The following is a 13,811-nucleotide window of genomic DNA, read 5'->3' on the forward strand; positions in this document are numbered from 1 at the left end:
CATGAGCCCGGAACTGACAACCGTTCATTCGGAAAAGAGCACCGAAACTGGTCTGCGCACCGAGGAAATGCTGCTGAACGTCGGGCCTCAACACCCCAGTACGCACGGTGTATTTCGCCTGATCGTCAAAATTGACGGCGAAACCATCAAAGAATCCACTCCGGTTATCGGCTACCTGCACCGCGGGACGGAAAAGCTGGCCGAGAATCTGAATTATACCCAGATTATTCCCTATACGGATCGCATGGATTATCTGTCCGCCATGACCAACAACTATGTGATCTGCCACGCGGTGGAAACGATGATGGGCATAGAGGTGCCGGAACGTGCTGAATTTTTGCGCGTCATCGCGATGGAATTGAACCGCATTGCCAGCCACCTGGTCTGGTGGGGAACCTATCTCCTCGATATCGGGGCCATGAGCCCGTTCCTGTTTGCGTTCCGCGACAGGGAAACGATTCTTGATCTGTTCAACGAGCTGTGCGGCGCCCGCCTGACCTACAACTACATGCGGATCGGCGGCGTCAAGTGGGATGCGCCGCCGGGATGGATCGACAAGGTGGGAGAGTTCGTCCAATACATGAAAAAAGAGGTGGGCAACTATCACGCGCTTGTCTCCGGCAACGAGATTTTTCTCAATCGCTTGAAAGGGATCGGCAAGTTTGATGCCAAAACGGCCCTGGACTACTCCATGTCCGGCGTCATGCTGCGTTCCACCGGCATCAAGTGGGATCTGCGCAAGGATGAGCCGTATTCGATTTATAACCGGTTTGAATTTGACGTTCCGACATCAACCGAAGGGGACTGCTTGGCGCGTTATCAGCTTCGCATGGCGGAGATCGAGCAGTCGCTGCGCATTGTGGAACAGGCGGTTGCCCAGTTCCCCGAGGGGGGCGAGATCATGGGCAAGGTGCCCAAGGTGATTCGTCCGCCGGTGGGGGAAACCTTCGTGCGCATTGAATCGCCGCGCGGGGAGATCGGCTGTTATATCGCCAGCCAGGGAAAAGATAAGCCGTGGCGCCTGAAGTTCCGCCGCCCTTCGTTTAATAACCTGCAAGTGCTGCCGAAGCTGTTGGAAGGGGAAAACATCGCCAACATGGTGGCGATCCTGGGCAGTATCGACATTGTTCTCGGGGAGGTTGACGCGTAATGGCAAATCTCCTGCAACAGACAACCTCTCTGTGGAATGTCACGATGTTTGCGTTGGCAGCGGTGGTGCTGCTGCTGGTCGTGCTGGGCTTTGTCACCTACGCCATCTACTTTGAACGGAAGGTAATCGGTTGGATGCAGCTGCGCATCGGCCCCAACCGTGTGGGTCCGCTCGGCCTGCTGCAGACCGTAGCGGATGTGGCAAAACTCCTGATGAAAGAGGATACCCGTCCGCAAAATGCGGATAAAGCCCTGTTTGCGCTGGCGCCGGTCCTTGCCTATGCGCCGGCGTTCGGGGTACTGGCGGTGATTCCGTTTACCGACAGCATTCAGTTTGCCGATCTGGGCATCGGGGTGCTTTACTACATTGCTCTCTCCGGCATTACCGTCCTGGGCGTCATCACCGCAGGCTGGGCGTCGAACAACAAATACTCGTTGATCGGCGGCCTGCGTTCGGCGGCGCAGATGATCAGCTATGAAGTACCGCTGGTCATGTCGGTCGTGGGCGTGGTGTTGATGACCGGCAGCATGAATCTGCGTGAGATCGTGGAAGCGCAAAAAGACGTCTGGAACATCGTTCCCCAGTTTCTCGGCTTCCTCGTCTTTCTCGTGGCGGCGCAGGCAGAGCTGAACCGTACGCCGTTTGACCTGCCCGAAGCGGAGTCCGAGCTGGTGGCCGGTTATCACGTCGAGTATTCCGGTTTCCGCTTTGCGATGTTCATGCTCGCGGAATACGTTTATATGTTTGGCATGGGGGCGCTCGTCACCATCCTGTTCCTGGGCGGGTGGCTGCCGATTCCGGGGCTGTCGTTCATTCCGGGAATTGTCTGGTTTATCCTGAAGTTTTCCCTCTACGTTTTCTTCCAGTTCTGGCTTCGCGCGACCATGCCGCGCCTGCGGGCAGATCAGCTGATGTCCTTTGCGTGGAAGGGGCTGCTGCCGGTCGCGCTGCTCAATATCCTGATCACGGCTGTCGTCATCTCCGTGCAGAACGGGTCGTTCCACTCGTAATCCTTGCCATGACAGCCATTACCAAGAGGGGTGAAACACATGCTCGGCTTTGCTAAAGGGCTCGGATACACCTTCAAACAGCTGTCCGCCAAAAAAGTAACCCACTTCTACCCGGACGTGCCGTTTCCGATGCCGCCCCGCTTTCGGGGGATCCAGCACTTCTCTCCGGAGAAATGCATCGTCTGCAACCAATGCGCCCGCATCTGTCCGACCGAGTGCATCCAATTGACAGGAAAACCGCATCCGGATCCGGAGAAAAAGGGAAAAATTATCGATACGTACGATATCAATTTCGAAATCTGCATTCTGTGCGATCTGTGTACGGAAGTATGCCCGACCGAAGCGATCGTCATGACCAACAACTTCGAGTTGGCCGCATACAGCCGCGACGAATTGTTCAAGAATCTGCAGTGGCTGGATGACAACAATACCAACGTCAGGGAGGAGAATTGACCATGAGCGGCTCATTTGCGGCGTTTTTCATCCTTTCTCTCCTGACGATCGGGGGAGCGGTCTTCATGATCAGCTTCACCCGGGTGGTACATATGGTGATCTCGCTTGGCGTCACGTTTCTCAGCATCGCCGGGCTGTTCATTCTCCTGGAGGCGGAGTTTGTGGCCGTCTCCCAGGTGCTTGTTTACTCCGGCGCGATTTCGATCCTGATGCTGTTCGGCATCATGCTGACCAAGCACGATGCGATCGAGGACGGCGGCAGCCGCGGGGTGAACCGCATCGTCGGCTTCCTGATCGTGGCGGTGTTCTTCGCCATTTGCTTCTGGGCGATCCAGAGGACGACCTGGCCGGGACCCGCGCCAATTTCCCAGCCGGATGTAAGCAACGCGAAACAGATCGGTATGGAAGTATTTACCAAATACGTCATTCCGTTTGAGTTGGTTTCCGTCCTGCTGCTGGTGGCATTGGTCGGTGCCATTATCATGGCGAAAAAGGAGGGGGACAACGAGTGATGACCTTACAACTGCCTTCGTTTCTGCTGGTCGCACTGATCCTCTTTTCCGTCGGTTTGTACGGGGCGCTGACGAAGCGCAACGCCGTTATCGTTTTGCTGTCGATCGAGCTGATGCTCAACGCGGCCAATATCAATCTGGTCGCCTTCGCCAAGTATGGCCTGCATGCCGCCATCACGGGGCAGATTTTCACGCTCTTTTCGATGACGGTGGCGGCGGCCGAGGTCGCAGTCGGACTGGCGATCCTGATCGCGCTGTACCGCAACCGCGCGACGGTGAATATCGACGAGATGGACACGATGAAACACTAGGAAGAGCTTTCCAAAAAGGATGGGTGAACAAATGGATTCGATAATGCAGTACGCTTGGCTAATCCCGCTTTTCCCGCTCTTTGCTTTCATCGTGATCGTTTCCTTTGGTCGTCAGTTGAAAGAAGGAGCGGCCTACGTGGGAATTCTCTGTACGGGGATTTCCTTCGTATTGGCGGCCATGACCTTCTGGGCGCGTTTCCAGCCGGGTGCCACCGATGTGAAAACGACCGTGGATTGGCTGGAAATGCTCGACAAGGTTGTCCGCATGGGCTTTGAAGTGAATCAGCTCAATGCGATGATGCTGGTTATCGTCACCTTTGTCAGCCTGCTGGTGCAGATCTACTCCAAAGGCTACATGCATGGTGACGAGCGTTTCCCGGTTTTCTACCAATACCTGTCGCTCTTCACCTTCTCGATGCTGGGCCTTGTGATCTCGCCCAACCTGCTGCAGGTCTATATTTTCTGGGAGCTGGTGGGGGTTTGCTCCTTCCTGCTCGTCGGCTACTACTACTTCAAACCGGAAGCGAAGGCTGCCGCCAAAAAGGCGTTCATCGTCACCCGGATCGGCGATGTGGGCCTGTTTATCGGGATCGCCCTGCTGTTCTGGGGCACCGGCAGCTTTGATTACGCCGACATCTTCAATGCGATCGCTCTGGGCAGACTGGAGCCGTGGATGATCACGCTGACGGCCGTGCTGATCTTCATCGGCGCGGTGGGCAAATCGGGTCAATTCCCGCTGCATACCTGGCTGCCGGACGCGATGGAAGGCCCGACGCCGGTATCCGCCTTGATCCACGCCGCGACGATGGTGGCGGCAGGGGTGTACCTGGTGGCGGCTGCCTATCCGCTGTTCCTCGCTTCGGAAACAGCGCTGAACGTCGTTGCCTATGTGGGCGGGTTTACCGCGATCTTTGCCGCCTCCATCGGGCTGACCCAGCGGGATATCAAGCGGGTTCTGGCCTATTCCACGGTAAGCCAGCTCGGCTACATGATGCTGGCGCTGGGAGCGGCCGGGGCGGCCGGCTATGTGGCAGGCACGTTCCATCTGATGACCCATGCGTTCTTCAAAGCGCTGCTGTTCCTGGCAGCCGGCAGCGTCATCCACGCCGTCCACACCCAGGATGTGTTCGAGATGGGCGGTCTGTGGAAAAAGATGCCGGTTACGGGCTGGGTCTTTCTCATCGGCTGTCTCGCGATTGCCGGCGTACCGCCATTCTCGGGCTACTGGTCCAAGGAAGAGATTCTGGGGGCCGTCTATGCGGCTCATCGCTATGATCTGTTGTGGGTCGGCATCATTGCGGCCTTCTTTACCGCCTTCTACATGTTCCGTCTCTTCTTCCTGACCTTTGTCGGACAGCCGCGGGGCGAAGGGCATCATGAGGTGCACGAGTCTCCGGCCGTCATGACCGTACCGCTGGTGCTGCTGGCGGTTCCGGCCGTCATCGCCGGTTTCGTCAACACGCCGTATGCGCCCGTGCTGGGAGAGTGGCTGCTGGATGGCAGCATCGGCGCTCTTTTCAAGGAGACCGGGGAACATGCGGCCGCCTGGGTTCAGGTTGCGGCGATTCTGGTCTCCCTGCTGGGGATTGGTCTTGCCTATCTGATGTATGCCAAGCGCTCGGTGGCGCCGGAAGCCATCGTCCGGCCGCTGCCATGGCTCTATCAATTGTCTTATCGCAAGTATTACATCGACGAAATCTATCATGCTGTGTTTGTCCGACCGCTGGGGTGGATCGGGTACGGCTTGCAGTTCTTTGACCGTTTCGTCGTGGACGGGTTGGTGGGGCTAACCGCCAAAATCGCCAATTTCATCGGCTGGCTGCACGCCCGCCTGCAGAACGGACAGGTCCAAACCTATGGGGTTGTCGTGCTGCTCGGAATGGTCCTGATCCTGATCGGCTATTCCCTGACGGTGCAAGGAGGTGTTCCGTTTGCCAAATAGCTACTTGTTGTCGCTCATTACTCTTTCGCCGTTGGTGGCCATTGTGATTCTGGCCTTTGTGCCGAAGAATCAGGGCGGGATACTGAAGCAGATCGGGATTCTCGGAACGCTGCTGCCGCTGGTTCTCTCTTTCCTGCTGTTCGCCAACTTCAACTATGGCGATCCGCACATGCAGTTCGTCGAAAAGGTGAACTGGATCTCCATCCCCGTGGGCAATCCGCAGATGGGGGAAGTGTTCTCCTTTACCATCAACTATGAAATGGGGGTAGACGGTGTCTCCATGCCGCTGATCGTGCTGACGGCGATCATCGGCACCCTGGCCGCTGTCGCCTCCTGGCAGATCAAGAAGCGGTTAAAGGAATACTTCATCCTGTTTCATCTCTTGCTGATCGGCATGTTTGGCGTCTTCGCCGCGCAGAACCTGCTCTTGTTCTTTATCTTCTTTGAACTGACGCTGGTGCCCATGTATTTCCTCATCGGCATCTGGGGCTATTCCGATCGGGAGCGGGCCGCCAACACGTTCCTCCTGTACAACGGGGTGGGCTCGGCCATCATGCTGATCGCGTTTTTGATCATCTATCTGACGATTCCGGGAGTAAACGGCAATCCGACGATGAACTTCGGGGAGCTGGCTGCGGCGCTGTCGACCCCCAATAATCCGATGCTCCAGCATGTATCGCCGTCGCTGTTGTTCGGTTTGTTTCTGGCATTGTTTATCGCCTTTGGCATCAAGCTGCCGGTCTTTCCGTTCCATACGTGGATGCTGAAAGTGCACGTGCAGGCACCGCCGTCCATCGTCATGATCCACTCCGGGATTCTCCTGAAGATGGGGGCGTATGGTCTCCTGCGCATCGGGATCGGCTTTTTCCCGGAGCAGGCCTATCAATTCGCCACCTGGATGGCGGTTCTTGGCCTTATCAATGTGCTGTACGGAGCCGTGCTTGCCTTTGTCCAAAAGGATTTGAAAATGGTGCTGGCCTACTCCAGTATCAGCCATATGGGTATCGTGCTTCTCGGCTTCGCCGCGATGAACTCGATCGGCTTCCAGGGGGCGATTTTCCAGGTGATCTCCCACGGCTTTATCTCCGCGCTGATGTTCTTCCTGATCGGCGTCATCTGGGAGAGAACCGAGACCTCGATGATCAGCGAGCTGGGCGGCTTGGCCAAATCGATGCCGTTTATCAGCGGCGTGCTGCTGGCGGCCGCCATGGCTTCCCTCGGATTGCCGGGGATGTCGGGCTTCATCAGCGAATTTCTCGCCTTCCTGGGATTGTTCGGCGTGAAGCCCGTCATGGCCGCCGTGGGGACGCTCGGGATCATTCTCACCGCTGTTTACCTGCTGCGGGCAGTCCTGCGCACCACCTTCGGCCCGATGCCGGATCGTTATCAGGGGGCTGCGGACGCACAGCCGATCGAAGTGATTCCCATGGTGGTGCTGCTCGGCTTCATCATCCTGATCGGGATCTACCCGGCCGTGTTGAGCGAGCCGCTGCAGGAGACATTGAAAAACATTGTGCCGATCGTTCCGGGGATGGGGGGGTAAGCCATGGACGTAAAGGATATATTTTCATATAATTGGAGCTACCTTCTGCCCGAGCTGATCATCCTGGGATTCGCGACGGCCCTGTCCCTCCTGGATCTGGCGATGGGCAAGCGGACCAATCGGGCGGTGTTGGCATGGCTGGCGCTTGCAGGCGTCCTTCTCTCCGGCATTTTTGTCGTGGTGAACATGGTCACCCTCAATGCCCCATACTCGTATATGGCGGATATGCTGCGCGTGGATGGTTACGGCAATGCGTTCAAGCTGCTGTTCCTGAGCGGGGTGGCCTTTACCCTGATCCTGTCCGTCTGTTATATGAAGCAAGGGGAGATTACCCATCAGGGCGAGTATTACTATCTGCTGCTTACCGCGCTGCTCGGGGCGATGGTGATGGCCTCGTCGGCCGATCTCATCACCCTGTTCGTGGGCCTGGAGCTGCTTTCCCTTTCGTCGTACGTTCTGGTCGGACTGCGGAAGAAATCGCTGAACGCCAATGAATCCTCGTTCAAATACGTCGTGTCGGGCGGGATTGCGACAGCCTTTACGCTGTTCGGCATGTCCTACATGTACGGTCTGGGGGGCACGACCAATCTGTATCTGCTGGCCGACCGGCTGAGCGAAGCGTATGCGGGCGGCTATGCGTTCCTGGTGCTGCTGGCCTTCGCGTTTGTTGTTATCGGCCTCAGCTTCAAGATCTCTGCCGTGCCCAATCACATGTGGGCGCCCGATGTCTATCAGGGAGCACCGACGCCGATCACCGCTTTTCTGGCGGTCGTCTCCAAGACGGCGGGATTTGCCATGGTATTCCGCCTGCTCTTCGGCGCTTTCATCGGATTGGCTTCTCCGGCCGGAGGAAGCGTGCTGATGGAAAATCTGAGCCCGTACATCAGCGTCATCGCGGCGGCGTCGATGATCATCGGCAATACGATGGCGCTGCGCCAGACCAATGTGAAGCGCATGATGGCCTACTCCGGGATTGCCCAGGCCGGGTATATTCTCGTTCCGTTTGCCACGCTGACCAGCCTCTTTTTTGAGCAAAGCGTCTTTTATCTCTTCGCTTACCTGCTGGCCAGCTTCGGCGCGTTTGCTGTACTGATGCTGGTGTTCCGCGATCAGCAGTCGGAAGAGTTGAAGTCGTTTGCCGGACTGTATCACCGTTCGCCGCTCGTCGCGGTGGCGATGACCATCTTCCTGCTGTCGATGGCGGGGATTCCGGTAACGGCCGGATTCATCGGCAAGTTCTATCTGTTTGTGAGCGCCATTCTGCAGCATCATTACTGGCTGTCGGCCGTGATGATCGCAACCAGCGTCATCTCGTACTACTACTATTTCGGGATCATCCGCCAGATGTATATGCGTCCCGGCGCGACAGAGGCACCGCTGCCGCTTCCGAAAGGCGTCGCCTTTGTCATCGTGCTGACGGCGCTTGCCACATTTGTGGTGGGGATTGTTCCGGGCGCGGTCTTCGATTTTGTGCAGGCCCATTTCAATCCGTCGTTTGATTTCGGCGGCATGACCAGTTCAAGCAAATAGCGCGGATAAGCAGAAAAAAGGGACGGCTTTTGGACAGCCGCCCTTTTTTCCTAACGAAGGAGGAGTTTCGGATGATCGATGCGTATCCCCTCATCAACATCGTGATAACCATCATCTGCATTGCGGTGAGCTGGTGGGGCCTGCAGGCGTTCCGCTTTGATCTGTTCCTGAAAAAAGCGGACAGTCCCCAGGCCAAGCTCCTGCAGGTGCTGCTGTCGATCTTCCTCGGCAGCGGCGTCGCTCGCTTTTTCATGGAGTATCTCTCCTCATCGCTGCTGTTGGGAAGACTGTTTTCCTAAACAAGAATAAGCTGCAAGTACGGGTATATCCCTCCAGCATTCCGTCCAAACTAGGGGATACATAGAGAACGGAATGTTTGGAGGGGTTTTGTGTGTGGGGGAAATCAGCGGTTCTTTTGTCATTCGGATTGTTGCTGGCCATGCTGGCTGCCTGGTATCTGCCGGCACTCGCGTCCAGCGAACAGCCGAACACAGCAGTCCGGCTGCTGCAGGTGATGAACGGCACAGGCGCCGAAGCCACTGAAGTGGAAGTGCGGACGAGCGTCAAGCTTGCGAATGTGGCTGGTGCGAAAGAACTAGCGTCCCTCGCCTCCGGTTTGGAAAGCAGCTTGGGTCTGCCCCAAACGGTTCAATCCGGCCAGTGGGAAAACGGGTTGTATGCTCACCAAAATGTGACAGATTTTCAAGGAATTCGACTTTTGTTTCGATTGATCGGTGTACCGGAGCAAGGCCATTATGCCGCACATGTAGTGTTTTCCCTGAATGGAAAACCTGCGCAGATACAACATCTTGAAACCCTGCAACAGATGATCGCCAAGGCCTTGCAGCAGGCAGGCACGAATCCGCAATTTAGCACTTGTATTCGTGGAATGTACAGTGATAAACTGAGTGTTGATCAGCAGGGAGGCAAAATTTTGTCGATTTTTCATGCACTCCATGCCCATGAATTGGAGCGTCTGGCGGATGACACGGTGGTAAGCATTTCGGGCTATACCCGGCTGTGGGAGCCGTCCATTCAGCTGAACGGCCAAAAAATGAATCTACAGGTGGCAACACATCAGGATACCGTTTCAGGGGGAACGTGGATCACCGTAGGGACACCAATCATCACAGCGGAATACTAAGCACGCGGAGGGGTAAATGTTGGATAAGATCGTTGTCCGCGGTGGTAGGGCATTAGCGGGAAGTGTTAAAGTATCCGGCGCAAAAAATGCGGTTCTTCCGATTATTGCGGCGTCAATCTTGGCAGAAGAAGGGACAAGCGTGATTCACGATGTACCCGGGCTGGCTGACGTTCACACATTTTGCGATTTGCTTCATACATTAGGGATTTCGACTACATACGAACGTGAAACGCTGACAATCGATGCTTCCACGCTCGCAACGGTGGAAGCTCCATACGAGTTGGTCCGGAAGATGCGGGCCTCTTTTTTGGTAACCGGTCCGCTGCTGGCGCGCAAAGGGCGGGCGCGGGTTCCGCTCCCGGGCGGCTGCGCGATCGGCACCCGTGCCATCGATCAGCACCTGAAAGGCTTTGAGGCGATGGGCGCCAACATCGAGATCGGCCAGGGCTTCATCGAAGCGGAAGTAGACGGCCGTTTGAAGGGCGCCAAGATTTATCTGGATGTCGCCAGTGTGGGCGCGACGGAAAATATCATGATGGCGGCCGCCCTCGCGGAAGGGATCACCGTCATCGAGAATGCGGCCGAAGAGCCCGAAATCGTGGATCTGGCCAACTTCCTCAACGGGATGGGGGCGAAGATCCGGGGAGCGGGAACCGGTTCGATCCGCATTGAAGGCGTGGAGCGGCTGACGGGATGCACGCATACGGTTATCCCCGACCGGATCGAAGCCGGGACGTTCATGATCGCGGCCGCCATCACCGGCGGAGATGTCTTTGTGGAAGGAGCCATTTACGATCACCTGAAATCCATCACCGCCAAGCTGCGGGAGATGGGGGTCGAAGTGGAAGAACAGGAAAACGGCGTGCGCGTGCGGCGCAGCGGGACGCTGAAAGCCGTTGACGTCAAAACCCTGCCGTATCCGGGCTTCCCGACGGACATGCAGTCGCAGATGATGGCGCTGCTGCTTGCGTCCGAAGGGACAAGCATCGTGACCGAAACGGTCTTCGAGAACCGCTTCATGCATGTGGAAGAATTCCGGCGGATGAACGCCAATATCAAGATCGAGGGCCGCAGCGCGATTGTGGAAGGCGGCGCCAAGCTGACCGGCTGCAAGGTCTCGGCGACCGATCTGCGCGCAGGCGCGGCGTTGATTCTGGCAGGATTGATCGCGGAAGGAGAAACGGAAGTATACGGACTGCACCATCTGGACAGGGGCTACGTCAACTTCACGGAAAAGCTCCAGGCCCTTGGGGCGCAAGTGGAGCGCGTCAGCCAGCAGGAGCAGTCGGTGCAGGAAAAGGAAAGCAAACCCTCTACCGTAAGCATCAATTTATCGCCGAATTTCGCGTAAAGTACAGGCAAGGGACTTCCCCCAGGGAGGTCCCTTTTTTGGCAGATAGGAATTTAAAAATTTTGTCCTATCTGCATAAGCACAACTACGGCTCCGCCATCGCCAAAGGCTCGGCGCTCGCCGAGTTTTCTAATCAGAGAAGAAAGCTTACGTTCTTTCAAGTGATAAAGTGACGGAGAAAAGTTGGGGGCCCCCGCCGACAACTTTTCAGGGGTCCTCGAAAAGTAATCGGATTAATCTTCGAAGGCCGACGTCACTTTTTGGGGTTGAGCAAAGCTTAAGTCGGCGGGGTTTTTTAGGCTCCGTCCGGCCTCGTCACAGCGTTTGCCAGCCGGCGGCGGAATCTCTATGACTCTCGTATTCTATGCGTTCTATTCCTCTATTGCCGGACATACATTGTAACAGTCATGGAAACCGTCATGGTCAGGTTGGAGGAGGAATCGTCATGAAGCGTTATCTCACCGTACTGCTCTTTGTGCTGCCCCTTTTTCTGGTGGTGGTTCCGGCCGCCCTTGTGGTTTATTTTTCTCCACACGATGGCGGGGAAAAAAAGCCGCTGGGCCAGGGGGAGAGCCAGGGCAGCCAGGCCCGGCAGATGACGGTAAAGGTTTACCGGACGCAGAAACAGGTCATCGAATCCATCCCGCTGGAGCAGTATGTCGAAGGGGTGGTTGCGGCGGAAATGCCGGCCGAATTTGAACTGGAAGCGCTGAAGGCCCAGGCGCTGGCAGCCCGCACGTATATCATCAAGCGTCTGCGGGACGGCCGATTCGATGATGTGCCCCAAGGTGCGCAGGTTCTGGATACCGTCAAGCATCAGGCATACCTGGACGAACAGCAGCGGAGAGAGCGGTGGGGAGAGGATTTTGACTGGAAAAACAGCAAGATCCACCAAGCGGTCAGTGCAACGGCGGGGATCGTGCTGACCTACCAGGGGGAGCCGATTGACGCCACGTTCTTTTCCACCAGCAACGGCTTTACCGAAAACGCTAATGAATATTGGGAAAAATCGATTCCCTATCTGCGCAGCGTCGCCAGCCCCTGGGACGTGGAATCGCCCCGTTTTGAAGAACAGGTGAGCATGCCGGTTGAGCAGCTAGAGCAGAAGCTGGGGGTTCGGCTGGATGCGCAGGCCATGAGCAAAGGCGCCTGGTATCAGGTGCTGGACAAAACGACCGGCAACCGGATCGGCCGCATCCGGATCGGCAGCAAGGAATTTACCGGCAAGGAGGTACGCGAACGCCTGGGCTTGAACTCATCCGCCTTTACCATGCGTCTTTCGCAGCATCAGGTGATCATCACGACGTTTGGCTACGGTCACGGCGTCGGGATGAGCCAGTGGGGAGCCAACGGCATGGCCAAGAGCGGCAAGAAGGCGGAACAGATCGTGAAGTACTTCTATCAAGGCATTTCGCTGCAAAATTACGGCAGGATCATTCACGGATAACCGCGCCGCCATTTGCAAAATTTTATCATTTTTCCTCTTCCCTCAGGTTTAACCGGTAAAAAACTGGTGATACTGAGGGATGAGGTGATGAAAAAAATGGAAGAAAACAAAAATTCCAATCAACCGATTCCATTTCGGAAAACCAATGCCTGGAAAAGCTTTTTGGGAAAAAAATGGGCGTTCCCGGCGATCTACATCGGCACTGCGGCAATCATTCTGGCAATCGTGATGTGGTACCAAAACAGCTTGATGAACACCGCTGTTGATCCGTCGCAGACGACCAATGACGTCACCGTGACTCAGCCGGGTCCGGAAACACCAGCGCCCGAGACGGACAAGGAAGAAGCGGTGCCGGCAAGCGGCACGACGCCGCAGCTCGCATGGCCGGTGGCCCAGGGGGTAACCTACCAGAAGGGAATGGCCTTCTTCGACGACCAGCTCCCCAAGGAAGAGCAGCAAAAAGCGCTGGTCAAGTATGACAACACGTTCATTCCGCACACAGGAATCGACATCGTCTCCACAGACGGCAAGGCGTTTGACGTGACCGCTGCCCTCTCCGGCAAGGTGCTCACGGTGGAAAACGATCCGCTCGCGGGGTACCTGGTGGAGATCGAACACACCGACAAGATGGTGACGGTCTATCAAAGCCTCGACAAGGTGCTGGTCAAGCCCGGTGACGAAGTGACACAGGGTCAAAAGATCGGGACCGCAGGACGCAACGAATATGAAAAAGACGCCGGCATTCACCTCCACTTCGAGGTGCGGGTGGACGGCAACTCCGTCAATCCGGAACAATACCTGACGTCTGCCGAAGCCAAAACGCAATAACCGCAAGAGAAACGGGAAACCTGTCTATGCGACAGGTTTCTTTTTAATGTTTAAAGGCCCCCGCCGACACTGTTTATTCAGGGGTCCCCAAAAAGTACTCGGATTAAACATCGAAGGTCAACGTCACTTTTGGAGGTTGAGCATAGCTTAAGTCGGCGGGGTTATTTTGGTACACGCCCTGAAAAAAAGATGTGGTCTGGCTGGCTTGTCAGGCTTGGAAACGTAGAATATGTGTCCTCCCCCACCCATATATTGTATCAGACAATTTCGATACAGGAGGCGAGGAGTGTGCACGATTACATCAAGGAGCGAACCATCAAAATCGGGCGTTATATAGTGGAAACACGCAATACGGTTCGCATGATCGCCAAAGAGTTCGGAGTATCCAAAAGCACAGTGCACAAAGACTTGACTGAGCGGCTGCCTGAGATAAATCCCGAGTTGGCGAATCAGGTAAAGGAGATTCTCGAATATCACAAGGCCATCAGACATTTGAGAGGTGGGGAAGCGACGAAGATCAAATACAAACGGAAAAACAAAAAGGTCCGCATCGAACAGGAAGAAAGCGTATAAGAAATAATTGGGAAATA

14 protein-coding genes are annotated in these 13,811 nt (G+C 56.0%); all 14 read left to right on the forward strand.

What is annotated here, in order from left to right:
- Window position 1: 1 nt before the first annotated feature.
- The 14 genes from G3578_RS10420 to spoIIID all read left to right on the forward strand — a co-directional run bounded on the left by G3578_RS10420 (window position 2) and on the right by spoIIID (window position 13,794).
- Window positions 2-1,150 carry an NADH-quinone oxidoreductase subunit D gene (locus tag G3578_RS10420; RefSeq protein WP_165212368.1) on the forward strand — a complete coding sequence of 383 codons (1,149 nt, stop codon included), beginning with the start codon at window positions 2-4 and terminating at the stop codon, window positions 1,148-1,150.
- The gene (gene nuoH, locus G3578_RS10425) at window positions 1,150-2,160 is read left to right on the forward strand and encodes an NADH-quinone oxidoreductase subunit NuoH (protein WP_165212370.1); all 1,011 of its coding nucleotides are present in this window, start codon (window positions 1,150-1,152) and stop codon (window positions 2,158-2,160) included. Before G3578_RS10420 ends, nuoH begins: the two co-directional genes overlap by 1 nt.
- A 39-nt stretch (window positions 2,161-2,199) precedes the next feature.
- The gene (gene nuoI / locus G3578_RS10430) at window positions 2,200-2,613 is read left to right on the forward strand and encodes an NADH-quinone oxidoreductase subunit NuoI (protein ID WP_165212372.1); all 414 of its coding nucleotides are present in this window, start codon (window positions 2,200-2,202) and stop codon (window positions 2,611-2,613) included.
- 2 nt (window positions 2,614-2,615) lie between these two features.
- Window positions 2,616-3,125, forward strand: a complete 510-nt coding sequence (locus G3578_RS10435; protein WP_165212374.1) for an NADH-quinone oxidoreductase subunit J — start codon at window positions 2,616-2,618, stop codon at window positions 3,123-3,125.
- Window positions 3,125-3,436: an NADH-quinone oxidoreductase subunit NuoK gene (gene nuoK, locus G3578_RS10440; protein ID WP_165212620.1), complete on the forward strand. Its 312-nt coding sequence runs from the start codon at window positions 3,125-3,127 to the stop codon at window positions 3,434-3,436. The genes G3578_RS10435 and nuoK overlap by 1 nt, the downstream gene beginning before the upstream one ends.
- Window positions 3,437-3,467: 31 nt before the next feature.
- Window positions 3,468-5,378, forward strand: a complete 1,911-nt coding sequence (gene nuoL / locus G3578_RS10445; protein WP_165212376.1) for an NADH-quinone oxidoreductase subunit L — start codon at window positions 3,468-3,470, stop codon at window positions 5,376-5,378.
- Complete coding sequence (locus tag G3578_RS10450; RefSeq protein ID WP_165212378.1) at window positions 5,368-6,921, forward strand: complex I subunit 4 family protein; 1,554 nt, start codon at window positions 5,368-5,370, stop codon at window positions 6,919-6,921. The genes nuoL and G3578_RS10450 overlap by 11 nt, the downstream gene beginning before the upstream one ends.
- Window positions 6,922-6,924: 3 nt before the next feature.
- Entirely contained in the window at window positions 6,925-8,451 is a 1,527-nt protein-coding gene (nuoN, locus tag G3578_RS10455; protein ID WP_165212380.1) for an NADH-quinone oxidoreductase subunit NuoN, read from the forward strand.
- Between the two features lie 71 nt (window positions 8,452-8,522).
- A complete protein-coding gene (locus tag G3578_RS10460) occupies window positions 8,523-8,750 on the forward strand; it encodes a DUF1146 family protein (RefSeq protein WP_165212382.1) in 228 nt (75 codons plus the stop codon).
- A gap of 92 nt (window positions 8,751-8,842) precedes the next feature.
- Window positions 8,843-9,595, forward strand: a complete 753-nt coding sequence (locus tag G3578_RS10465; RefSeq protein ID WP_165212384.1) for a YwmB family TATA-box binding protein — start codon at window positions 8,843-8,845, stop codon at window positions 9,593-9,595.
- A 19-nt stretch (window positions 9,596-9,614) separates the two neighbouring features.
- Window positions 9,615-10,946 carry a UDP-N-acetylglucosamine 1-carboxyvinyltransferase gene (gene murA / locus G3578_RS10470; protein ID WP_165212622.1) on the forward strand — a complete coding sequence of 444 codons (1,332 nt, stop codon included), beginning with the start codon at window positions 9,615-9,617 and terminating at the stop codon, window positions 10,944-10,946.
- Window positions 10,947-11,391: 445 nt separating this feature from the next.
- Window positions 11,392-12,393, forward strand: a complete 1,002-nt coding sequence (spoIID, locus tag G3578_RS10475; RefSeq protein WP_165212385.1) for a stage II sporulation protein D — start codon at window positions 11,392-11,394, stop codon at window positions 12,391-12,393.
- A 96-nt stretch (window positions 12,394-12,489) separates the two neighbouring features.
- Window positions 12,490-13,221 carry a M23 family metallopeptidase gene (locus G3578_RS10480; protein WP_165212386.1) on the forward strand — a complete coding sequence of 244 codons (732 nt, stop codon included), beginning with the start codon at window positions 12,490-12,492 and terminating at the stop codon, window positions 13,219-13,221.
- Between the two features lie 288 nt (window positions 13,222-13,509).
- Window positions 13,510-13,794, forward strand: coding sequence for a sporulation transcriptional regulator SpoIIID (gene spoIIID, locus G3578_RS10485; RefSeq protein ID WP_165212387.1), 285 nt, complete (start codon window positions 13,510-13,512; stop codon window positions 13,792-13,794).
- Window positions 13,795-13,811 lie beyond the last annotated feature (17 nt).

Source organism: Brevibacillus sp. SYP-B805, from assembly GCF_011059135.1.
Taxonomy (GTDB): Bacteria; Bacillota; Bacilli; order Brevibacillales; family Brevibacillaceae; genus Brevibacillus_F.